Genomic DNA, 22,844 nt, shown 5'->3' with positions numbered 1-22,844 from the left:
ACGCTCGGCGTCAGCCAGCCTCTGCACTGGGTTCTCGGAAAGAACGAGGTTCTCGGTGAGAGCAGTGCGACAGGGGTTTTGCGTGCGGGTCTTGCAGAGTTGCAATGGGGCCAGATTCACGCAGTTACGTGGAGCCCTCCGCTCGATTCCCCACTGTACCACCACGCACGTCGACCGCGAGCAGCAGCGCATCCCACGGGGTGTCGGTCGTCGATTCCGCCAGTTCCACGGCGTCCTGACGACTTCCGGGGCCGTCTGCGAGAACCAGCACGCTGGGTCCGGCGCCGGACACCACGGCGGCGAAACCTGCCGCACGGAGCGTCTGGACGAGCCGCTGCGTCTCGGGCATCGCCTCGGCGCGGTAGTCCTGATGCAGTCGGTCGGCGGTCGCGTCGAGCAGCAGCTCCGGGCTCTGCATCAGCGCGGCGATGAGCAGCGCCGAGCGCGAGACGTTGAAGACCGCATCGGCCGTCGACACCTGCGGCGGCTGCAGCGATCGCGCCTTCGACGTCGACATCGTGTACGACGGAACGAGCACGAGCGGCGAGACGCCGCGGTGCACGAGGAGCTTCTTGTGCTGGGGACCTCGTTCGCCGACCCAGGCGATCGTCAGACCGCCGAACAGCGCGGGAGCCACGTTGTCGGGGTGCCCTTCGATCTCGGTGGCGAGGCGCAGCATGTCGGCGTCGTCGATGTCGACGTCGCCCTCGAGCAGGCCCTTCGCCGCGAGGATCCCCGCCGCGACCGCCGCGCCGGAGGACCCGAGTCCGCGCCCGTGGGGCACCCCGTTCTCCGCGACGATGCGCAGGCCCGGGACGGCGCGATCGACGTCGGCGTACACGTGAGCGATCGTGCGGACGATCAGGTTCGAGTCGTCACGAGGGATCTCGCTCGCGCCGGAACCCGAGACCTCGATCTCGAGCTCGCCGGCGGCGAGCTCGGTCACGAGAAGCGTGTCGTAGACGCTGAGCGCGAGTCCGAGCGTGTCGAATCCGGGACCGAGGTTGGCGCTGGTCGCCGGCACGGTCACCTCGACCGTGCGCCCTGCCGCCATCGTCACTCGCCTTCCACGCGGAGCACCGAGACGACCCGCTCGACGACAGAGCTGGCGGCGAGTGCGTCGACCGTGGCGCTGAGCGCGGCGTCCGTGGCCCGGTGCGTGCCGATGACGAGACGAGCGGTGGGCTCGTCCTCTCCTTCGACCGTCTGCACCACGGTCGCGACGGAGACCGATCCGTCGCTGAGGATGCCGGCGACGGTCGCGAGCACACCGGGGGCGTCCGAGACCTCGAGGGTGATCTGGTAGCGGGTGGTGACATGACCGATCGGCACCACCGGGAGGTTGGCCCTGGTGGACTCCCCCACGCCGACGCCGCCGGCGATATGGCGTCGAGCCGCCGACACGACGTCTCCGAGCACGGCGGATGCGGTCTGCACGCCACCGGCGCCTGCGCCGTAGAACATGAGCGAGCCCGCAGCCTCGGCCTCGACGAACACGGCGTTGTTGGCGCCGTGCACCGACGCGAGAGGGTGCGACGTCGGCACGAGGGCCGGGTAGACGCGCACCGAGATCGACTCGGTGCCGTTGGCCTCGATGCGCTCGCACACGGCGAGCAGCTTGATGACGAAGCCGGCTGCGCGCGCCTCATCGATCATCGACGCGGTGATGGTCGTGATGCCCTCGCGGTACACGGCGTCGAGCGGAACAGCCGTGTGGAAGGCGAGGCTCGCGAGGATCGCGGCCTTCTGCGCGGCGTCGTATCCCTCGACGTCGGCGGTCGGGTCGGCCTCGGCGTATCCGAGACGCTGCGCGTCGGCGAGCACATCGGCGAAGTCGGCGCCCTCGGTGTCCATGCGGTCGAGGATGTAGTTGGTCGTGCCGTTCACGATTCCCATGATGCGCACCACGCGGTCACCGGCGAGAGAGTCGCGCAGCGGGCGGATGATCGGGATGGCACCGGCGGCGGCGGCCTCATAGTAGACGGATGCGCCCACGCGGTCGGCCGCTTCGAAGAGCTCGGGGCCGTGAGTGGCCAGCAGCGCCTTGTTGGCGGTCACGACGTCGGCACCGGAGCCGATCGCCTGCAGGATGCTCGTGCGGGCGGGCTCGATGCCGCCGATCAGCTCGATCACGATGTCGGAGCCGAGAATCAGCGATTCGGCATCGGTCGTGAACAGCTCTTTCGGCAGATCGGTCTCGCGCGGCGCATCGAGGTTGCGCACCGCGATGCCGGCCAGCTCCAGCGTGGCACCCGCCCGGTCGGCGAGCTCATCGCCGTGGCGCAGCAGCAGGGCGGCCACCTGGGAGCCGACCGCTCCGGCGCCGAGCAGCGCCACCCGAAGTCGTCGATACTCAGTCGTCATTGCATCTCTCCTTAGGAGGGTGGTTCAGTCGTGCTTCGTCGGGGACCGCGTCGTTCGTCGCGCGGATCACCCGTGGCTCTCGGGGGCCGCGACACCGACGTCGCGAGACAGCACGTCGGCGATCGTCTCACCGCGGACGATGACCGCCGATCGGCCGTCGCTCACAGCGACGATCGGAGGGCGAGGGACATGGTTGTAGTTGCTCGCGAGCGGCGCACAGTACGCACCGGTCGAGGGGACCGCGAGCAGATCGCCGGGAGAGACGTCGGCCGGAAGGTACTCATGGTCGACGACGATGTCGCCGGACTCGCAGTGCTTGCCCACGACCCTGCTGAGCTGCGGCGAGCCGATGCCGACCCGGGAGGCGAGTCGAGCCGAGAACTGCGCGTCGTACAGCGCCGTCCTGGCGTTGTCGCTCATTCCGCCGTCGACGCTGATGTAGCGCCGGGTCGCGCCCGAGTCGAGCGCGACGTTCTTGGTCGTCCCGACCTCGTAGAGCGTCACTCCGGCAGTGCCGACGATGGCCCTGCCCGGCTCGAACGACAACGCGGGCACGGCGATGCCTCGCGCGGCGCAGCCTTCGGCGACGGCGGCGACGATCTCGCCCGCGAGGGTCTCGATCGGCGTCGGATCGTCGACGCTCGTGTAGGCGATTCCGAACCCCCCGCCGAGGTTGAGCTGCGGAACCGGTCCGCCCTCGAGGAGAGTCGCATGGAGCTCGAGCACGCGCGACGCCGACTCGCGGAAGCCCGCGACGCCGAAGATCTGCGATCCGATGTGGCAGTGAAGGCCGGCGAACTCGATTCCCGGGATCTCCCTGATGCGGGCGACGGCCTGCTCGGCCTCGGGCAGCGGGAAGCCGAACTTCTGGTCTTCGTGGGCCGTCGCGAGGAAGTCGTGCGTCTCGGCGTGCACGCCGCTGATGACCCGCACCAGCACCCGCTGCACAGCGCCGGTCCTGGCGGTGATGGCCGCGAGACGCTCGATCTCGATCGCGCTGTCGACGATGATCGTGCCGATGCCCACCTCGACCGCGCGCTCGAGCTCGGCGACCGACTTGTTGTTCCCGTGGAACCCCAGCGACGACGGAGAGACGCCGGCCGCGAGTGCGACCTCGAGTTCACCACCGGTGCACACGTCGACGTTGAGTCCCTCTTCGGTCACCCAGCGCGCGATCGTCGTGGTCAGCAGCGCCTTGCCGGCGTAATACACCCGCGCGGTCGTGCCGTGGGCGGCGGCGGCCGCGTCGAAGGACGAGCGGAAGGCGCGGGCCCGAGATCGCACCTCGTCCTCGTCGATCACGAGCAGCGGCGTGCCGTACGACTCCGCGAGATCGGTGGCGGAGATCCCCGCGAGCCGCAGCGCTCCGTCGTCACCGCGGACGGCGGACGCCGGCCACACGGCGGTGGGAAGATCATTCGCGTCGTCGGGCACGACGAGCCATTCCGGGGCGAGCGAGTCGGCAGGGGAAAGCAAGGAACACCAATCGTGGGACGGGTCTCGGGCGGATGCGCGCACTGCGAGGTTGCCCCCGATTCTAGGGCACCGTGCATGCCGCATCAGTCATGGTGACGCCCGGCGTCAACCCCCTGCGGACACATCCCACCGACTCCTAAGGTGGTGGAGATGAGCACCGAATCCGCAGCACCCGATGCCCGACGCCCCGGCCTGATCGCGCGCGTCAGCGCGTCGGCGATCCGCTGGGCTCTGACACGGCGCCCGGTCCGCGCGTTCCTGCTCTACTCCGAGCGGCGGGGCCCGATGCTCGCCGACAGCGTGACATACCGCGCTCTGTTCAGCGTCTTCGCCGCCGTGCTCCTGGGGTTCTCGATCGCCGCTCTCTGGCTCGCCGGCAATCCCGACGCCTGGAACGCGATCATCTCCGCCGTGCAGTCCGTGGTGCCCGGTCTCATCGGCGAAGACGGCGTCGTCAATCCCGACGATCTCAAGGAGCCGATATCGCTCTCCGTCGCGGGCGCCATCTCGACGGTCGCGCTGATCGGCTCGGCGCTCGGCGCCGTCGGATCGCTGCGCACCGCGGTGCGCGTCCTCGCTGGAACCGCGCATGCCGACGTGCTGTTCATCTGGGTCATGCTCCGCAACCTGCTGCTCGCGGCCGGCGTCGCCGTGCTGTTCGTCGCCGCAGCGGCCGTCACATTCGCCGGTCGGCTCGGGATCACCTGGATCAGCGGTCTGCTCGGCATTCCCGAGGATTCGCCCGCGGCATCCTGGAGCATCCGGATCGTCTCCCTGGTCGTCGTGCTGGCACTCGACACGGTGCTCATCGCCGGGGTGTTCCGCCTGCTCTCCGGGCTGCGCCCCGCAGCCCGCTCGCTCTGGATCGGGTCCCTCATAGGCGGAGTCGGGCTGCTCGTGCTGCAGGAGCTGTCCGGCCTGTTCATCGGCGGCGCGACGAGCAACCCTCTCCTCGCCTCCTTCGCCACCCTGCTGGCGCTGCTCATCTGGCTCAATCTGTCGACCCAGGTCATCCTGATCGCGTGCGCCTACATCGTCACGTCGGAGGAGGAACGCAAGGACCGGGTGCACGCGCGGTTCGGCGCGACGACCTTCCCCCAGCGACGCGTGCAGCGCGCCGAAGCGGAGGTCGCGCTGGCGACGTCCGAGCTTCGGGAGGCGCAGAAGGCCGAGCGCGAGGCCCGTCTCGGAACCGACGAGGACTGAGCCCGTCTCAGGGGCAGGTGCCCTTTCCGAGCAGGGTCTGATCGGTCGCGATCGCACCGTCGACGTCGACGTCGATCACAGCCTCCGATCCGTCGATCTTGAGGCCCGTGAGGGTGATGCCGGCGGGAAGCTGGTCGGCGATGCAGATGCGCTGCGTCTGGGTGAGCTGCTCCCCCAGAGCACCGAGACTCGAGCCGACCTGATCCGCGTCGACCTCGAGTCCGCCGACGGTGAGGCCGACAGGAGTGAGCTCGAGATCTCCCTCGGCCACCCCCGGGGTCACCGTGAGCGATACCGGGATGGCGAGGCCGAGAACGCTCACCGAACCCGCGACCGTCGCGTTCGGCGATTCGAGCGTGACCGTGTCGATCGGCAGCTCGGTGTTCGAGAGCAGGGACGTGAACTGGGACTCGTCGATGCGGATCGTGCCGGATGCGGATGCGAGGTCACCGCCGCGCAGCGGCACGCCCGTGGCGGTGACGTCGACGGCGCCCGTGACCCCCTCCAGCGTGACCGAGTCGGTCGAGAGATGCAGGGTGTCCAGCGTTCCGCCGATCAGCTGCGGGATCAGGATGCCGTCGGCTTCGACGGCGAGCTTCTGGTCGGCCGGCAGGTCGAGCTGCTCGATCACCATGCCCCGCACGATGCCGGGCAGGACAGCGCGCGCGATGAGCTCCGCAGCGACGGCGAGAACAGCGAGAACGACCACGACGATCAGCAGCACCCAGGGCCAGCGCTTGCGCGCGCGCTTCGGCGGTATGGCACCGGCATCCCCGCCGTCCTTCCCACCCGGGATCACGAGCGTCGGATGCTCGGAATCCGCGGACGGGTAAGGAAGGGTGTGATTGTCGTCGCTCATGCTGCCATCCTGCCCTACGGCACGGACGACGGCAGAGGTCACATGCGCTCGGGAGCGGACACGCCGAGCAGGTCGAGGCCGTTGCGGAAGACCTGCCCTGCGGCGTCATTGAGCCACAGACGCGTGCGGTGCACGGTCTCGATGGGGTCGTCGCCCTGTGGGATCACGCGGCAGTTGTCGTACCAGCGGTGGTACAGGCCGGCGAGCTCCTCGAGGTAGCGCGCGACGCGGTGCGGCTCGCGCACTTCGGCCGCGAACGCCACGATGCGCGGGAACTCCTGCAGAGCGCCGAGCAGAGCGCTCTCGGTCTCGTGCGTGAGCGTCTCGGGCGCGAACTCCGAGCGATCCACACCGGAATCGGCGGCATTACGGGCCACGTTGTGCGTGCGGGCATGCGCGTACTGCACGTAGAACACCGGGTTGTCGTTCGTGCGCTTCTGCAGCAGCTCAGGATCGAGAGCGAGCGGGGAGTCAGCAGGCGAACGCTCGAGCGAGTAGCGCAGCGCATCGGTGCCGAGCCATTCGCGCAGATCGTCCATCTCGATGATGTTGCCCGCACGCTTGCTCAGCCGCGCTCCCCCGACCGAGACCAGCTGACCGATCAGCACCTCGACGTTCTTCTCGGGGTCTTCCCCGGCGGCGCCGGCGATCGCCTTGAGGCGGTGGACGTAGCCGTGGTGGTCGGCTCCGAGAAGGTACAGCTTGTACTCGAAGCCGCGGTCACCCTTGTTCAGGTAGTACGCGGCGTCGGCGGCGAAGTACGTGTACTCGCCGTTGGAGCGACGGATCACGCGATCCTTGTCGTCACCGAAGTCGGTGGTGCGCACCCACACTGCACCCTCGTCGTCGAACACGTGTCCCTGCTCGCGCAGGCGATCGACGGCGCGATCGACGAAGCTGACGCCGTCCGCGTCCTTGGCGTGCAGCGTGCGCTCCGAGAACCACACGTCGAAGTCGACGTTGAACTTCGAGAGCGACTGCTTCTGCTCCTCCAGCTGGAAGCCGTAGGCGAGCTCCCGCGTGACGACCACCTGCTCGTCACCGGAGAGCTCGAGCAGGTCCGGACGCGCCACGAGAACACGAGCGGCCAGATCGCCGATGTAGCTGCCGGCGTACCCGCCCTCGGGAGTTGGTTCGCCCTTGACGGCGGCCAGCACCGAATTCGCGAAGCGCTCCATCTGCACTCCGGCGTCGTTGATGTAGTACTCCCTCGCGACCTTCGCGCCGGAGGCCGCGAGCACCCGGGCGATCGCATCGCCGAGCGCCGCCCAGCGAGTGTGGCCGATGTGCAGCGGCCCGGTCGGGTTCGCGCTCACGAACTCGATGTTGATGCTGTGACCGGCCTGCGTGTCGTTGTGCCCGTACTCGGCGCCGGCTTCCACGATGAGCTTCGCCAGCGCGCCGGCGGCAGCCGCGTCGAGGCGGATGTTGATGAAGCCCGGCCCTGCGACCTCGGCGGTCTGCACGCCATCCACCTGCGCGAGGCCATCGGCGATCTGCTGCGCCAACTCGCGCGGGTTCGTGCCGAACGGCTTCGCCAGGCGCATCGCGATGTTCGAGGCCCAGTCGCCGTGGTCGCGGTTGCGCGGACGCTCGAAGACGATGTCCGACGCGGACAGCGAGAACGGCTCGCCAGGACGTCGTTCCTCGGCGATCGGTGCGAGGACGGCGAGGAGGGCTGTGGCGAGCGATTCAGGGTTCATAGGCCTCCCAGTTTACGGCGCGTCACGCGCCCGAATTTGCGAGGGCGGATTCGTGATCTACAGTCATGCCATGAAGGCCGCATCCGCCCGCTATCGTCTGCCCGTCGCGGGCCTCGCCGTCGCAGTGATCCTGGCGGTCGCGGCAGTCATCCTCGGCGTGTGGCGGCCCTGGGTTCCGATGCCGTCTTCGGCACCCGTTGGTGCTGCGGCGGCCGCGGACGAATCAGTGGCGATCGCGCCGGTTCCCCTTCTTCTTCCGGAGCATCCGACCGTTCTCGTGTTCGGCGACTCCTGGACCTACGGCTCGGCCGCGACCGAGCCGACCCTCGGATACGCCTATCAGCTCGCCGACCTGATCGACGGACAGACGATCGTCGACGGAATCCGCGGCAGCGGTTACCTCAAGCCCGGACTCGATGGGCCGGCCTTCGGTGTGCGCATCGCCGCTCTGGACCCGGCACTCACTCCAGACCTGATCATCCTCCAGGGGTCGATCAACGACCGGGCGCAGGGCGAGGCCGGATACCGCGAGGCCGTCACCGCCGCGTGGGATGCCATGGCGGCGAAGTATCCGGACGCGTCGATCGTCATTCTGGGGCCGGCGCCGCACGAACTTCCCGTGGGCGCTGAGACCGCGCGCATCGACGCCGATCTCGGTGAACTCGCCGCCGCTCGCGGATGGTGGTACATCTCCCCCGTCGCACAGAACTGGATCACCGACCAGAACTACCTGTCGGTCATCGACGTCGAGATCGGCCGCAAGCATCCGTCGACCGACGGTCACCGCTACCTCGCCGAGAAGCTGGCCGCAGCGCTCGGCGAACTGGGCGACGCGCCGGTGACCGAGGCCGGTGGGTCGGAGACCACTCCCGAGCAGTGATATTGTCGATCGGTACGCCTCCGTAGCTCAGTGGATAGAGCGCCGGTTTCCGGTACCGTAGGTCGCAGGTTCGACTCCTGTCGGGGGCACACACGGGTCACGCGCTGCATAAATGAGAATTCGCACGCGGAGCCGAGATATCGAGAAAGGCCGCCTGGCTCCAGGCGGCCTTTCTCGTTGCGCTCGCGGCCCACTTACTCCGGTGGCTCGCTGCCGAGTTCACGACGGGCCAGTTCGAGCGAGCTCATCGCGGCAGCCTCGCTGGAATGCCCCTCGCTGACGGCCAGGTAGTGGCCTCCCGCGCTCTTGAGGCGCCATCGGTAGTCTCCGGACGCGTCGCGGTAGACCTCGAACCGGCCCTTCGGCCCTGGCTCCACTCTGCCGAGCGCAGCGGCGACCGCCGGGTTCCTGACCTCCGCGAGGATCGTAGCGCGCAGCTGCGCCGCCGGCGCCTCAGCCACCCCCGTGAGAGACGAGAGGATGCTCACCGCGGTCGCCCGATCTTCGTCCGTGACCCACCGCTCACGCGCGAGCGCCTCGATGAGCGTGAGGCCGCTCGCTGCCTCCTTGAGATCGGAGCTGAACGCGAGCGCGTGTGCGTGTTCGAATCGGCGCGACCACTCCTGACGAGCATCCGTGGCTCGCTGGGTCCGCCTCGTCAGCATGAAGCTGACGACAGACCAGATCAGTCCGACTCCTGCCACGCCGGCCGCGATGATCGCGGCGAGGAGTGTCGCGCCGGAGTCCGTCATGCCCACACGATAGCGCGCACCGACCGAGCCGGGACAAGGATTCCGTCCGCCTGACCCCTAGTCGTAGCTGTGGTGCACATGCCAGCCGTCCTCACCCCGGAAGACGTCGAACACCAGGGAGTGGCCCTCGTCATCCGTGCCCTGGAACCGCCATCCGTACAACCCTCGCTCCGACTCCGGCGCCGCTGACCAGATCGAGTCCCTGAGTCGCGTGGGCGTGTCGGAGACCTTCCACCGACGCCCGGCGAAGACCATTCGCGACGGGATGTCGTCGACCATCCATATAGTCGCAGGCAGATGAGCGGGAGCTGGTCGCATGAGTCGAGAATAGAACAAATCTTCGAATCTTGCTACCGTTGTCACTGGGCCGGAGAAGGGAGCCGGCATGGGCACGAGCAAGCGCCTGGCAGCCCACTACGACATGCGCTCTCAGCATCAGACCATCCTCACCGCAGCGCGCGCCGGCGCTCTTCAATCCCTGACGGAGCGCGAGCTCGCGCTCCGGGAACAGCCCGTCACGATCTATCCGCAGCCGTATCGTGCGGTCCGCGCCTGGGTGCGCTTCGGGCCCGAAGCGGTGCGGGTCGATGCGAAGCTCGCGCGGTCGACACCGTTGGCCGCAGGCATCGAGTTCCGGGCAGGCGACCGGACGTTCCGGTGCTGGGTGTGGGGCAATGCAGTGACCGTCGATGGGGGCTAGCGAGACCGACTTCTGAGCAGAGGCTCTCGACGCCGGAACAGAAGTTCGTCGGGAGACCTCCTGGTCGCCATCGGCCAGCTATTGAGCTACTGGACTCTGACGGACGAGCAGCAGGCCACTCTGATCGACATGCTCGTCGATGCGGGCGGGGTCACGGTGCTGGGTGAGTCGCAGGACCGGCTCGGCCGAGACATGGTCGGGCTCCGGGTCAGCGATGAGGGGACGTCCTACCAGAACACCCTCCTCATCTCCGAGGACACCGGCTGGATCACAGGCATCGAGAACGAGCTGACGAAGCCGATGGAGTTCATCCCGGCCGGCGTCGTCGGCTACACGATGTGGGACATCGAGTAGCCCCGGTACATGACGGAATCAGGCGGCCGACGTCGCGTCGGGCTGGTCCTCACGTCGGGTCTTGGCGGTCGCTCCGAGGGAGATCGTCGACAGGAGACCGAGGGACAGGAACCCTGCCGCCGTCCACGCCGCGAAACGCGTGCCGTCGGAGAACGCGGCCTTGGCGTCGTCGGCGATGTCAGCCGTCTCGGGCTGCGCCTCCAGTCCGCTGATCGCTCCGCCCGCACTGTCGACGACGGCCGACACGATCTGATCACGCTGCTCGGCCGGGAGTCCCCGAGCGTCGAGTGATGACGCGAGTATCCCCGCCGTGCTCGTGAACAGCACGGTGCCGAGCACTGCGACCCCGAGCGCTGCACCGAGCTGTCGTGACGTCGACTGCGTGCCCGAAGCCGCGCCGCTGTCGTCGACCGGCACATCGGCGAGCACGACGCCGGTCAGCTGAGCGGTGGCGAGGCCGACACCGAGGCCGTAGACGAAGAGGAACGGGATCAGCGGCACCCACGACGCATCGGGGGCGATGACGAAGCCGACTCCGGCGACGCCGATGATCTCGGCGATGAGGCCCGCACGGACGACCCACACCGGCGCGATCTTTCCGCTGGCCGCCCCCGCGGCACCGCTCGCGACGAAGGATCCGAGGGCGAGCGCGAGCAGCAGGAGTCCGGTCTGCAGCGCATCGAAGCCGAGGACGAACTGCAGCCACAGGGGCAGAGCGAGGATGATGCCGAACTCTCCCAGCGACACGACTGTCGCCGCGATGTTGCCGTTGCGGAACGAGGGGATGGAGAACAGACGCAGAGCAAGCAGCGTGGACCTGCCCTGCCGCTCGCGATGCACACCCCATGCGATGAACGCGACGAGTGCCACGATCGCCAGCGCGAAGGCGAAGGGGATCGGAGAGACATCGAGCGGCCAGGCCCAGTCGCCGATCTGCGGACGTTGGTCGACGAGCCACCAGCCGTACGTGCGCCCCTCGATGAGGCCGAACACGAGGCTGGCCATGGTGATGACCGAGAGGATCGCCCCGACCACATCGATCTTCGACGTCCGGTCGCTGCGCGACTCCGCCACCGTGAGCAGCACGCCGATGACGATGATGATGCCCAGCGGGATGTTGATCCCGAACGCCCACCGCCAGGAGAAGGCAGTCGTCAGCCATCCGCCGAGCAGCGGTCCCACAGCGGCCATTCCGCCGATCGTCGACCCCCACACCGCGAAGGCGATCCCCCGCTCGCGCCCGCGGAAGGTGGCGTTGATGATCGACAGCGTGGTCGGCAGGATCATCGATCCGCCCACTCCCTGCGCAAGACGGGCGAGGATCAGCATCCCGCCGTCCGGGGCGAAGGCCGCGAGCACCGAGGATGCTGCGAAGACCACGACTCCGATGATCATCATGCGCCGACGCCCGAGCCGATCCGCGAGGCTGCCGAACACGAGCAGCAGCGCGGCGAACACCAGCGTGTACGCCTCCTGCACCCACTGCACTTCGGTGGAGGTGATGCCGAGATCGTCGACGATCGCCGGAATCGCCACATTCACGATCGTCGAGTCGACGATGATCAGCGAGACGGCGATGCTGATGAAGACCAGGCCCACCCAGCGCAGGCGAATGTAGCGTTCCATGACTACTAGCTTAGCTAGCAATAAGCGCGGCGTGCGGTTTTTTGATCTCGAGGTGCACCCGGCTACAGCATCGCGGTGAGCACTCCCCCCTCCGCCCGCAGCGCCGCGCCGTTGGTAGCCGATGAGCGAGGACTGGCGATGTAGGTCACCAGACTCGCGATCTCATCGGGCTCGATGAACCGCTCGAGCAGCGTTGTGCGGTTCTGACCGATGATGGAGGCTTTCATCACCTCGGGCGGAAGGGACTGCGCCTCTGCCACGGCTGCAACGCTCGCCGCCACCCCGTCCGAATACGTCGGCCCTCCGAGGATCGTGTTCACAGTCACGGCGGTGCCTCTGGTGCGCTTGGCCAGCCCGCTGCCGAGAGCGGCCATCGCGGCCTTCGTCGTGCCGTAGTGCACCATGTCGGCGGGGATGTTCACCCCGGACTCGCTGCTGATGAAGACGATGCGGCCCCACCCCCGCGCAAGCATGCCTCCGAGAAGGTGGCGGGACAGCCGGACTCCGCTCATGACGTTCACCTCGAAGTATCGACTCCAGTCGTCGTCCGTGATCGTCTCGAACTCGGCAAGGCCGAAGATTCCCACATTGTTGACGAGAATGTCGACGTCGCCCAAGGCTTCCGTCAGTCGCTCCACCTCTTCTCGCCTCGCGAAGTCCGCCGCCAGCCCTGAGACCGTCGAGCCGGGGTGCTCCGCACGCAGTCGCCGGACCGCCGCATCCACACGCTGCTCATCACGTCCGTTCACCGTCACGTCCACGCCTTCGCGGGCGAGCGCGGAGGCGATCGCGAACCCGATGCCCTGCGTCGAGCCGCTGATGAACGCCGTCTTCCCGTGCAGCTGCAGATCCATGGTGCTTCCTCTCCTCGACGCACACGCGTCTGTTTACTTGCTTGGGAAAGTTAACCGTAGATCCTGGGGCTTGCTCAGGCAAGTTCACCGATAACCATCTCCGAGGCACGATGACCTAGTCTGAGGCCATGTCAGAGCAGCCGGACGCCTCCCCCCTGACCACGGAACAGCTCGAGATCTGGGCATCCGTCGCCACGCTCATCGAACGACTGCCGACGGCACTCGACGCGCAGCTGCAACGCGACAGCGGTCTGACGCACTTCGAGCACGGCATACTGTTCGCTCTCGACTCGGCGCCCGAACGATCGCTGCGCCTGAGTGTGCTCGCCGGGTACGCGAGCTGCACCCTCTCGCGCCTCTCGCGGGCGATCACCCGTCTCGAATCGAGAGACTGGGTGCGTCGCGTCGCGGACCCCGATGACGGGCGCTTCACGCTCGGAGTGCTGACGGCGGCGGGACACGAGAAGGTCACACGGTCGACGCCCGGCCACCACGCTCTCGTGCAGCAGCTCGTCTTCGATGCGATCACCGCCGCGCAAGCTCGACAGCTCGCGACGATCAGTCGACGGATCTCGTCGGCTGTCGGGCCGGACTCCGGGTGGAGCCCCACTGCAGCAGCCGACTGAGGCCCCAGGACGGCTGCGCTCCCTCGCCCGAAGCGGGTGACGGGGTCTCCACCGCGCGCTCGGCCGGTGTCAGGATGGGCCGACGAACGGCCCGCACGACGCACCAGTATCGAGAGAATCGAGAGCGCGATGGACGACCCGGCACAGCTGCGATCCTGGAACCAGGGCGCGACGCGCGACGCGATCGAGCGCTTCGTCCTGTCGGTCACGGAAGGTGCGGACGCGGTTCCCGTCGAAGAGCGCATCGCCGTGTTCGACAACGACGGCACCCTCTGGTCGGAGAAGCCCATGCCGACGCAGCTCCACTACGTCGTCGAGCAGTGGCGTGTGGCCGCCGAGCTCGACCCGGAGCTCGCGCAGAAGCAGCCGTACCGCGCCGCCGTGAGCGGTGATCTCGCGTGGCTGGGCGCGGCCATCGACAAGCACTATTCGGGTGACGACTCGGATCTGGGCGTCATCCTCCAAGCCCTCGGCGGACTCACCGATGGCGTCAGCGTGGAGAAGTACGCCGAGTCGGTGGCGGAGTTCTTCGCGACCGCGACACATCCCGTGCTGCAGCGACGCTACGCCGACGCGGTCTATCAGCCGATGGTGGAGCTCCTCCGGTATCTCGAGCAGCACGGCTTCACCTGCTACATCGTGTCAGGCGGCGAGCGCGATTTCATGCGACCCATGACGCAGAGCAATTACGGCATACCGCCGGAACGCGTCATCGGCTCGGCGTTCGGTCTCGGCTACGACGCGGAGAAGGCGGTGGTGCGCTACGCGCCGTCCTTGGCGTTCTTCGATGACGGGCCGGAGAAGCCCGTGCGGATCTGGAGCAGGATCGGACGCCGACCGCTCTTCGCGGCCGGGAACTCCAACGGCGACATGCCGATGCTCGATTTCGCTCGCCGTGGCCCCCGTCCGGGCCTGGCCCTGCTGATCCACCATGACGACGACTCCCGCGAGGACACTCCGTACGATGCCGGTGCCGAGACGGCTCTCGCGAGCGCCGTCGACGCCGGTTACATCGTCGTGAGCGTGCGAGACGACTGGGAGACGGTGTTCCCGGGCGTTTCCGAATCACCCGCAGACGTGCCGTGAGCACCCCCCGCGCCGCCGGCACCCACGTCCTCGTGGTGCTGGCGTGCGCGACGATCGCACTGGTGGGAGCATGGCTCCTCCGCGACGTGATCGCGCCGCTCGCGGTCGCTCTGGTGGTCGTCGTGATCTGCAGCCCGGCGAGCAGCGCTCTCGTCCGGCGCGGGTGGCCACGGGGACTCGGCGTGACGGCGATCATCCTCCTCGCCTACTCTGTGCTGCTCACGATGGGCGCCTTGGTGTGGATCGCCGGAGTGCAGTTCATCGATCTCCTCGGCGACCTCTCCCCCGGCGGCGATCTCACGCATGTCGCATCGCAGCTCGACAGTTGGGCCGCTCTGGGCACCGGAGGCCCGAGCTCGGACTCCGGTGACGTCGCGCGCATCGTCGTGCCCGCTCTCGTCGCCGTCGCCCAGGGCGTGAGCAGCGCCGTCCTCGGCGTCGCCGTCGCTCTCTTCCTGGTCTGCGCCTACGTGGTCGTGATGGCGGTGGATGCCGGACGCTACCAGCATGCGTCGACCGTGTTCGGCGCTCACAAGGCCGAGACGATCGCGCGCATATCGCGGCTGAACACGAACATCCGGCGCTACTACGTGGTGAACACCGTGTTCGGCGCCATCGTCGCGACGCTGGACGGCTTCGCGCTCTGGTGGCTGGGAGTGCCGGCCCCCGTCCTCTGGGCCGTCCTGGCCTTCGTGACGAACTTCATCCCCAACATCGGATTCGTCATCGGACTCGTGCCCCCGGCGATCCTGGCTCTCGCGGTGGGTGGGTGGCCGCTGCTTCTCGGCGTGGTGATCGTGTACTGCGTCGTCAACGTCGTTCTGCAGGTGTTCGTTCAGCCGGCTTTCGTCAGTGATGCCGTCGGGCTCAGCGTCACGCTGAGCTTCTTCGCCGTCGTGTTCTGGACCGTGATCATCGGACCGGTCGGTGCTCTGCTGGCTGTGCCGCTGACTCTCCTGGCGCGCACTCTGCTTCTCGAAGGCAGTGACGACACCCTCTGGCTGCGCTGGGTATCGGGAGACCGCGGCGCTCGCCCGTCACCGGCGACCAGGGAAGGGCGCGTCGTTCGTCGCATCCCCTGGGATTCACGCCGCGTCCGACGGTGGTCGCGGTGACCGACGACGTGACCGGCACCGCCCGAGACGAGCCGCAGGGTGCGCGGGAGACGCTGCAGCACTGGGAGTCCGCTGCGACCGTTCCCCTCACGGTGCTCGGCCTCGGCTTCATCGTCGCGTACTCGGTGATCGTGCTCGTGCCGGGCCTTCCAGACTGGGTACGCCTCGTGCTCGTGGTCGAGATCGCGATCACCTGGCTCGCATTGGTCATCGACCTCATCGTGCGAGTGGCGCTCACCCCGGCCGGGAGCCGCGTCGCATTCCTGGTGCACCATCCCGTCGAAGTCCTGTCCGTTGTCGTCCCCCTGTTCCGAGCGTTCCGCGTCGTCGAGCTCGCACGCGGCCTCCCCTATTTCCATCGCCGCACCGGCGACGCGGTCCGGGCGCAGATCATCACCTTCGCCCTCGCGTACACGGTGCTCTTCGTCTACTTCATCTCGCTCGCCACCCTGCAGGTGGAGCGCGGCGCCCCTGAGGCGACGATCATCGACTTCGGCACGGCGATCTGGTGGGCGTGCGTCACCATCGCGACAGTCGGCTACGGCGACACCTACCCGGTGACGACTCTCGGACGGGTGTACGCGGTGTGTCTGATGATCGGCGGCATCGCGATCGTGGGCACCACCTCGGCGCTCGTCATCTCGTACATCGGAGACCGGGTGCGACGGATCACCCACCGCGACGAGACCCGTGAGCAGCTGTGACCGACACGACGCTCCTCGCCCTCGACGGGTGACATGCCGGCGACCGGTCTGCGTCTCGATGCCAGCATGAGCACATGAGCGACCACGCCACGCGACGCGCCCCGCGAGTCCTCCTGCCGAGCATGGCGGGGTACCGTCGCGAATGGCTGATGCGCGATGTCGTCGCCGGCCTCGCAGCCGGTGCCGTCGTGGTGCCGCAGGCGATGGCATACGCCACCATCGCGAACCTGCCCGTGCAGGTAGGGCTCTACACGTGCATCATCCCGATGCTGGTGTATGCGCTGCTCGGCGGGTCCCGCGCGATGAGCGTGTCGACGACGTCGACCATCGCCACTCTCACGGCCACGACGCTGGTGACGGCATCCGTCGCGTCGAGCGTCGAGGACCCGGCCGGAAGCCTGATGACCCTGGCGATGCTGGTCGGTCTGCTGCTCATCGGTGCGCGCCTGCTGCGGTGGGGATCGCTGGTCGAGAACATCAGTGCGGCGACGATCCTGGGGGTCAAGATCGGTGTCGGCGGCACAGTCGCCGTGGGGCAGCTCCCGAAGCTCCTGGGCGAGACATCGGAAGTCTCGGGAGAGGGGTTCTTCCGAACCATCGAGGCCGCGATCGCGGCCGCTGCGAGCATCAACCTGCCCACGGTCGCGCTCTCGGTCGGGAGCCTGATCGTCCTCCTCGTGCTGAAGCGGTTCGCCCCTCGGATCCCCGGAACCCTCGTCGTCGTGGTCGGCGGAATCGTCCTCGTCGCACTCGCGAACCTCGACGAGAGAGGTGTGGCGCTCATCGATCCCGTGCCCTCGGGACTCCCGACCCCCGGCATTCCCGACCTCACGCAGATCGGAGCGCTGCTTCCCGGCGCCCTCGCGATCGCGGTGATGGTCTTCCTCGAGACCGCGGCAGTCGCGCGCAGCATGCGCCGCATGACCGAGCCCGCCATCGACGCCGACCAGGAGCTCGTCGCCGTGGGAGCCGCCAACCTCGCCGGCACCTTCTTCACCGTGCTCCCCGCCGCCGGCGGGTTCTCGCAGAGCGCGGTCAATCGGGACGCCGGCGCCAGGACCCAGCTCGCGACGCTCGTCACCGTCGCGCTCGCGATCGTGGTCGCCCTCTTCCTCGGCCCGGTGGTCTCGCTGCTTCCCCAGGCGACTCTCGCGGCGATGGTCTTCCTCGCCGTGGCCGGGCTCATCGACATCCCCCTGCTGGTCCGGTGGGCGCGGATCAGTCCGACGGACTTCTGGATCGCGCTCATCGTCGCCGTGCTCGGCCTGACCGTCGGGCTGCTGGCCGCAGTGGCCGCCGGAGTGGCGTTGACGCTGATCCTGGTACTGCGAGAGCTCAACATCCCGCGGCTCGAGATCATCGGAGAGCGCGACGGACGCCTCGCGATCCACACTGTCCGCGGGCTCTACACGGCCAACGCTCTCGCATGCGAGAGGGCGATCATCGACATCGTCGCCGAACGGCCCGAACCGGTGCGCATCGTGATCTTCGACGCCCTGCGGCTCGACATCGTCACGATCACGGTCCTCGACATGCTGGAGGACCTCGACCGTGAGCTGACCGCGATGGACAGCACGCTGCACATCGCCGCGCTGCCGGAACGTGCCACGGCGATCGCGGTGAAGACGGAGTGGTATCAGCGCATGATCGCCGAGGGCCGGGTGCACGCGAACGTCGACGAGGCGTTCACCGCGACCGACTAGAGGCCGGGCCTGCGGTCTACTCCCGGGAGAGCATCGCGGCGGCCTCCAGTTCGAGATCGAGGTACTGCTCGCCGCTGACGTCGACACCGACCCCGAGCAGCTTGCCCCCGGTGAACGGGAACGGCACCCCGTACTGGCTGCTCACCGGATCCGCGCTGTCCCATCCGATGCAGAGCCCGTCTCCGCACAGCGTGAACTTGCCGATCTGGGCACGCATGGGTCCAGAGGCGACCGCCTGGTCGTCGACGTAGAGCGTGGCTGTGCCGAGCGACTCTCCGTGCTCCCCCGCCCCCTCCCGCACGAACTCCACGCCGAGGGTGTGCGGACCGGGAGTCAGCTCCTCGGAGGTGAAGGTCTGCTCCGGCGGGATGCCGAGGAAGTTGTACACGTAGGTGAGGCGGTTGTCCTTGATGAACAGCGAGTGCCCGCCGAACCTCGATCCGTGGGCGAACAGCACCCCCTGTGCGCCCTCGTCGAGCACGACGTCGGCGATGATCTTGTACGAGCGCCCTCGCACGTTGACCGCGACGCTCTCGGGCACCGCTGCGGTGTCGGGGTAGTAGACGTACCGCTCCCGGGGCTTCTCGGCCTGGGGCCGATCGATGGTGAGCTGCTCTCTCGCGGAGCGGTCGTCCAGAGGAAGGACGAAGTTGGCATCGGCCTCCTCGAACCACGCGGCGATGAGCTCCTTCAGCTTCTCAGGCTCGCTGGCCGCGAGGTCGTTCGACTCCGCACGGTCGACCTCGACGTTGTAGAGCTCCCATACGTCGTCCTCGAAGCGTCCTTTGCCGGTCAGCGGCGCGTGCACGGCAGCCGCCTTCCAGCCGTCCTTCCAGATCCCTCTCGTGCCGAGCATCGAGTAATACTGCGTCTTCTTCTCGGTCGCCGCATCCGGCGCCGCGTCGAAGCTGTACTTCATCGAGACCCCGTCGAGCGGATGCTGCTCCACGCCACGGAAGACCTCAGGCATGTCGATGCCGACCACGTCGAGCACCGTGGCGACCACGTCGACCGAGTGGTGGTACTGGTGACGCAGCTCTCCCTGCGCGCGGATGCCCTTCGGCCAGTGGATGACCATCGGGTCGCACGTGCCGCCGGCGAACTGCGAGTAGCGCTTGAACATCTGGAACGGTGTCGAGAACGCCACCGCCCAACCGGTCGGATAGTGGTTGTAGGTGTCAGCGGACCCCAGGCGATCGAGCATCGCCAGGTTCTCGGCGAGGTCGTCCGGGTATCCGTTGAAGAACTTGTTCTCGTTGACGGAGCCGTTGGGGCTGCCCTCGCCCGACGCGCCGTTGTCGGCGCAGTAGAAGACCAGCGTGTTGTCCAGCTGGCCGCTCTCCTCGAGATAGTCGATGATGCGCCCGACCTGCGCGTCGGTGTACTCGGAGAACCCGGCGAACACCTCCGCGAATCTGGCGAACAGACGCTTCTCGTCGTCGTTAAGCTCGTCCCAGGGGCGCACCTCGTCGGCGGGGTTCGCGACGTCGTCCGGCAGCGGGTTGATCGGCGTCAGGGCGGTCCCCTCCGGGACGATGCCCTTCTCGACCATGCGGGCGAGCACCCACTCGCGATACGCGTCATAGCCGTCATCGAACGCGCCCTTGTACTTGTCGATGTACTCCTGCGGCGCGTGGTGGGGCGCGTGGTTGGCACCCGGGCAGAACCACATGTACCAGGGCTTCGACGGGTTCGAGGACTGCTGGTTGCGGATCATCCGCAGAGCCTGATCCGCGAGGTCCTTCGAGAGGTGGTATCCCTCCTCCGGCGTCGCGGGGGCGTCGATGAAGTGGTTGTCCTCGACGAGATCGGGATACCAGTTGTTCGTCTCGCCGCCGAGGAAGCCGTAGAAGCGGTCGAAGCCGAGCTGAAGGGGCCACATCGAGCGGTTGCCGCCCGGGGCGACGTCCTCCTCGGGGACGTTGTGGTTCTTGCCGACCCAGAACGTCGAGTATCCGTTCTGCTGCAGGATCTGACCGACCGTGGCGCATTCGGCAGGGAGCCGCCCCGCGAACCCCGGGAAGCCGTTCGTACCCTCCATGATCACGCCCGCACGGTTGACGTGATGGTTGCGGCCGGTGAGCATGGTCGACCGGGTCGGCGAGCACAGCGACGTGGTGTGCCACTGCGTGTACGTGAGACCCGCTTGAGCGAGGCGATCCATGGTCGGCATGTTGATGCGTCCGCCGTACGGGGACCAGGAGGCGAGGCCGGTGTCGTCGTAGAGAACCACCAGCACGTTCGGCGCGCCCTCGGGTGCCACCGGCAGCTCGTACGGCGACCAGTCGGGCACGGAGTCCCGGACGTCCAGCTCGATCCTGCCCGAGAAGTCCGCGTTGAATTCCGACATCGTCTCTCCTTCGTCGCCGTATGAGAAATGGTTCGTCCCGAGGAGGCTAGTCATGCCGCGATCCCCCCACCCTCACGCGTCACCCGTGAAGGGTGAGGGACATCGATCACCCGGCGTCGAGTCGGCGACGCGACACCTCGGCGAGCGCGTCCTGCAGCGCGTCTCCGAGTCGGGGCTGCTCGACGAAGATGTTCTCCTCGCCGACGACGGCGCGCACCCCCGTCGACGCCAGCTGCGCCTGCACCCGGGGGCCGACGCCCGCGACCATCAGAGTGGCCCCCACCGCCGCAAGCTCTTGGGCGTAAGTGCGGATCATCGTGAGGAAGGTCACTCCCAGCTCGTCCGTGCCGCGGAGGCGGATGATCACGAATGCTCCGGGGCTGCTGTGCTCGGCGTCGGGCAGCTGCTGACGGAACGAGGGCGCGGAGGCGAAGAACAGACTGCCGTAGGGGGTCAGCACGACCGTCTCCCCCGGTTCGAGGGTCGGGGGCGGATCCTGCTCGATCGGACGCCCGTTCGGCTCGTCGAACACCCACCGACGCACCCGCACGCGATTCGACTGGCGTGCGATCTGCAGCACCACGGCGAGACCGACACCTGCGAGCACCGCGTACTGCAGCGGGATGAGGAGCGTGAGCGCGAAGGTGACGAGGAACACGGCGATCTGCACGGCGCCCGTCTTGAACACCATGACGATCTGCCGCGGCTTGACCGTGCGGACTCCGACCAGGATCAGGAGGCCGGCGAGCGCGGGCATCGCGATGTATCCGATGAGCGGCCCGAACACGAGCACGCTGAGCACCATCACGACGGCGGCGATGAGGTTGCCGGCCGCACTGCGGGCCCCGGCTGCCCGGGACAGCGCCGTCGCCGACATGGATCCTCCGACGGGGATGCCCTGCAGCATCCCGGTGGCGATGTTGGCGATGCCCTGCCCGCGGAAGTCGGCGGAGGCATCGGGGTAGCGACCGTCGGGGTTCGGGATGGACCCGGAGATCGCGGCTCCCTGCACGAGACCGACCAGTGCGAGCGACAGCGCGGGGACGATGAGCACGAAGATCATCGACAGGTCGGGCAGGGAGACCGAGGGAAGACTCCGACCCGCCTCTGCCACGTCGGAGATCGTCGCGACCGCGCCGTCGGGCAGCACCACGGCGAGCGCGGATCCGACGATGATCGCGACGACCATCGAGAGCGCGCCGAGCGGGGTGCGCTCGAGCAGAAGAATCAGTCCGATCGTGGCGGTGCCCACGATCACGGACCACCAGCTGATCTGCAGCAGGTTCGCGGCGATGTCGACGACCCTCAGCAGACGAGCGTCGGCATCGCTGTCGAACCCCGTGAAGTTCTCGAGCTGACTGAGCACGATGTTGACGGCGACGGCGTTGACGAATCCGATCAGCACCGCCGTCGGGATGAAGCGCACGAGGCTGCCCAGCCGTGCGACGCCGAGCACCAGCATCACGATGCCTGCCATCACGGTCAGCATCGCCATCGCGCCCATGCCGTCGTCTCCGTGGACCTCGGGCACATCGGCGATGATTACCGCCATCGCGCCTGTCGCCTGCACGGACATGAAGACCGATCCGGTGGCCAGCGCGCCGGCGAACGTCCCGACGATGTAGGCGTTCAACCCCATCACGGGGTTCACCCCGGCGAGCAGACCCGACGCGAGCCCGTCGGGGACGCTCTCGACCCCCAGCACGATTCCGGCCTTCAGATCGCTGAGGATGGTGCGGCGCGAGCCGAACCGACGCCGATAGCGCAGCCAGCGCTGTCGCAGCTCGTCCCCGGTCATCTGCATCGGAGCGGAGTCAGATCTTGATCGGGAACGTCAGCAGGATCACGAGCCCCACGAGGGCGATCACACCGCTGAGTGCGAGGAATGTCCTGCGCCGCCAGACCGCGCTCTGGTGCTGCGACAGTGCGGCGAAGAACAGCACCAGGGCGAACAGCACCGTCAGCAGCGAATAGTCGTCGCCGCGCTGGTTGTTGGCGAGGGCCTCGTCGAATTTCGCATCGGCTCGCGCGTTGAGCTCCTCGGCCTCCCTCGTGCCCGGGGGCACGTACTCCTCCATCACGAAAGGTCCCTGCGATTCGCGGTCTTCAGCGATCCAGGCGTCGAACGCGACCGTGAACTCGGGGGTGAACCGCTGCTCGATGAACTGCACCAGCTCCTGCCTGCCGTCCGCCTCCGCCAGCACCCACTCGGTGTAGATGGTGAGGTCGTACTGACGCGCGGCCTGGGCTGTCGACTGGGCCGACGCCGCCTGCACCCGGGCACTGGATGCCTGGCTGAAGGCGATCGACATCTCGCCGCCCCACTTCGACGCCTCGAATCCGCACCAGGCCGTGACGACCGCGGTGATCGAGAGCAGGACGACCGTGACGATGTCGAGGATCCGCGTGGCTCTCGTGCGTTCGGGTGTCGAGTCGTCCGTCATGCGCCCATCTTCTGCGTTGATCCGTGTCGAATGCAGCGGCGC

The 22,844-nt window shown here is 68.0% G+C and carries 21 protein-coding genes and 1 tRNA gene; 10 read left to right on the top strand and 12 right to left on the bottom strand.

Going from position 1 to position 22,844, the window contains the following annotated elements; all coding sequences use genetic code 11:
* Positions 1-124: 124 nt before the first annotated feature.
* From thrB to lysA, 3 genes are all read right to left on the bottom strand, one after another.
* Positions 125-1,054 carry a homoserine kinase gene (gene thrB, locus AKG07_RS02100; RefSeq protein WP_053095746.1) on the bottom strand — a complete coding sequence of 310 codons (930 nt, stop codon included), beginning with the start codon at positions 1,052-1,054 and terminating at the stop codon, positions 125-127.
* A gap of 2 nt (positions 1,055-1,056) precedes the next feature.
* Complete coding sequence (locus AKG07_RS02095) at positions 1,057-2,364, bottom strand: homoserine dehydrogenase (RefSeq protein ID WP_053095745.1); 1,308 nt, start codon at positions 2,362-2,364, stop codon at positions 1,057-1,059.
* 66 nt (positions 2,365-2,430) lie between these two features.
* A complete protein-coding gene (lysA, locus tag AKG07_RS02090) occupies positions 2,431-3,840 on the bottom strand; it encodes a diaminopimelate decarboxylase (protein WP_053095744.1) in 1,410 nt (469 codons plus the stop codon).
* 150 nt (positions 3,841-3,990) lie between these two features.
* Between lysA and AKG07_RS02085 the strand changes: the two genes are divergently transcribed.
* Positions 3,991-5,046 (top strand): YihY/virulence factor BrkB family protein, encoded by a 1,056-nt coding sequence (locus AKG07_RS02085; protein ID WP_053095743.1) that lies wholly within the window; start codon positions 3,991-3,993, stop codon positions 5,044-5,046.
* A 7-nt stretch (positions 5,047-5,053) separates the two neighbouring features.
* On the opposite strand, the gene AKG07_RS02080 is transcribed toward AKG07_RS02085, so the two are convergent.
* Both AKG07_RS02080 and argS read right to left on the bottom strand, forming a co-directional pair.
* A complete protein-coding gene (locus AKG07_RS02080) occupies positions 5,054-5,905 on the bottom strand; it encodes a DUF2993 domain-containing protein (protein ID WP_053095742.1) in 852 nt (283 codons plus the stop codon).
* A gap of 38 nt (positions 5,906-5,943) precedes the next feature.
* Positions 5,944-7,608 carry an arginine--tRNA ligase gene (argS, locus tag AKG07_RS02075; protein WP_053095741.1) on the bottom strand — a complete coding sequence of 555 codons (1,665 nt, stop codon included), beginning with the start codon at positions 7,606-7,608 and terminating at the stop codon, positions 5,944-5,946.
* Between the two features lie 70 nt (positions 7,609-7,678).
* Between argS and AKG07_RS02070 the strand changes: the two genes are divergently transcribed.
* Together AKG07_RS02070 and AKG07_RS02065 are read left to right on the top strand one after the other, a co-directional pair.
* Positions 7,679-8,488: an SGNH/GDSL hydrolase family protein gene (locus AKG07_RS02070; protein ID WP_233277307.1), complete on the top strand. Its 810-nt coding sequence runs from the start codon at positions 7,679-7,681 to the stop codon at positions 8,486-8,488.
* 16 nt (positions 8,489-8,504) lie between these two features.
* Positions 8,505-8,577, top strand: a tRNA-Arg gene (locus tag AKG07_RS02065).
* Positions 8,578-8,682: 105 nt separating this feature from the next.
* On the opposite strand, the gene AKG07_RS17370 is transcribed toward AKG07_RS02065, so the two are convergent.
* Positions 8,683-9,240, bottom strand: a complete 558-nt coding sequence (locus AKG07_RS17370) for a YegP family protein (protein WP_230100618.1) — start codon at positions 9,238-9,240, stop codon at positions 8,683-8,685.
* A gap of 57 nt (positions 9,241-9,297) precedes the next feature.
* Positions 9,298-9,519: a hypothetical protein gene (locus AKG07_RS02055; protein WP_230100619.1), complete on the bottom strand. Its 222-nt coding sequence runs from the start codon at positions 9,517-9,519 to the stop codon at positions 9,298-9,300.
* Between the two features lie 106 nt (positions 9,520-9,625).
* Here AKG07_RS02055 and AKG07_RS02050 point away from each other — a divergent pair, with 106 nt between their 5' ends.
* Positions 9,626-9,940, top strand: coding sequence for a hypothetical protein (locus AKG07_RS02050; protein ID WP_053095738.1), 315 nt, complete (start codon positions 9,626-9,628; stop codon positions 9,938-9,940).
* 81 nt (positions 9,941-10,021) lie between these two features.
* Positions 10,022-10,294, top strand: a complete 273-nt coding sequence (locus AKG07_RS02045) for a hypothetical protein (protein ID WP_053095737.1) — start codon at positions 10,022-10,024, stop codon at positions 10,292-10,294.
* An 18-nt stretch (positions 10,295-10,312) separates the two neighbouring features.
* Here the strand turns inward: AKG07_RS02045 and AKG07_RS02040 are convergent, their stop codons facing one another.
* Both AKG07_RS02040 and AKG07_RS02035 read right to left on the bottom strand, forming a co-directional pair.
* Complete coding sequence (locus AKG07_RS02040; RefSeq protein WP_053095736.1) at positions 10,313-11,920, bottom strand: DHA2 family efflux MFS transporter permease subunit; 1,608 nt, start codon at positions 11,918-11,920, stop codon at positions 10,313-10,315.
* Positions 11,921-11,982: 62 nt separating this feature from the next.
* Positions 11,983-12,774 (bottom strand): SDR family NAD(P)-dependent oxidoreductase, encoded by a 792-nt coding sequence (locus tag AKG07_RS02035; protein WP_053095735.1) that lies wholly within the window; start codon positions 12,772-12,774, stop codon positions 11,983-11,985.
* A 128-nt stretch (positions 12,775-12,902) separates the two neighbouring features.
* Between AKG07_RS02035 and AKG07_RS02030 the strand changes: the two genes are divergently transcribed.
* The 5 genes from AKG07_RS02030 (at position 12,903) to AKG07_RS02010 (ending at position 18,008) form a co-directional block, all read left to right on the top strand.
* Complete coding sequence (locus AKG07_RS02030; protein WP_053095734.1) at positions 12,903-13,400, top strand: MarR family winged helix-turn-helix transcriptional regulator; 498 nt, start codon at positions 12,903-12,905, stop codon at positions 13,398-13,400.
* Between the two features lie 129 nt (positions 13,401-13,529).
* Positions 13,530-14,486: an HAD family hydrolase gene (locus AKG07_RS02025; protein WP_053095733.1), complete on the top strand. Its 957-nt coding sequence runs from the start codon at positions 13,530-13,532 to the stop codon at positions 14,484-14,486.
* Complete coding sequence (locus tag AKG07_RS02020; RefSeq protein ID WP_082297780.1) at positions 14,483-15,601, top strand: AI-2E family transporter; 1,119 nt, start codon at positions 14,483-14,485, stop codon at positions 15,599-15,601. Before AKG07_RS02025 ends, AKG07_RS02020 begins: the two co-directional genes overlap by 4 nt.
* A complete protein-coding gene (locus tag AKG07_RS02015; protein WP_171821904.1) occupies positions 15,598-16,305 on the top strand; it encodes a potassium channel family protein in 708 nt (235 codons plus the stop codon). Before AKG07_RS02020 ends, AKG07_RS02015 begins: the two co-directional genes overlap by 4 nt.
* 74 nt (positions 16,306-16,379) lie before the next feature.
* Positions 16,380-18,008 (top strand): SulP family inorganic anion transporter, encoded by a 1,629-nt coding sequence (locus AKG07_RS02010; protein ID WP_053095731.1) that lies wholly within the window; start codon positions 16,380-16,382, stop codon positions 18,006-18,008.
* A 16-nt stretch (positions 18,009-18,024) separates the two neighbouring features.
* Here the strand turns inward: AKG07_RS02010 and AKG07_RS02005 are convergent, their stop codons facing one another.
* From AKG07_RS02005 to AKG07_RS01995, 3 genes are all read right to left on the bottom strand, one after another.
* Positions 18,025-20,358: an arylsulfatase gene (locus AKG07_RS02005; protein ID WP_053095730.1), complete on the bottom strand. Its 2,334-nt coding sequence runs from the start codon at positions 20,356-20,358 to the stop codon at positions 18,025-18,027.
* Between the two features lie 106 nt (positions 20,359-20,464).
* Entirely contained in the window at positions 20,465-22,162 is a 1,698-nt protein-coding gene (locus AKG07_RS02000; protein ID WP_201778470.1) for a SulP family inorganic anion transporter, read from the bottom strand.
* 10 nt (positions 22,163-22,172) lie between these two features.
* Positions 22,173-22,802, bottom strand: a complete 630-nt coding sequence (locus AKG07_RS01995) for a hypothetical protein (protein WP_053095729.1) — start codon at positions 22,800-22,802, stop codon at positions 22,173-22,175.
* Positions 22,803-22,844: the final 42 nt, after the last annotated feature.

This window comes from Microbacterium sp. CGR1 (assembly GCF_001266755.1).
Taxonomy (GTDB): Bacteria; Actinomycetota; Actinomycetes; order Actinomycetales; family Microbacteriaceae; genus Microbacterium.
This window is presented reverse-complemented; position numbering and strand designations above follow the sequence as displayed.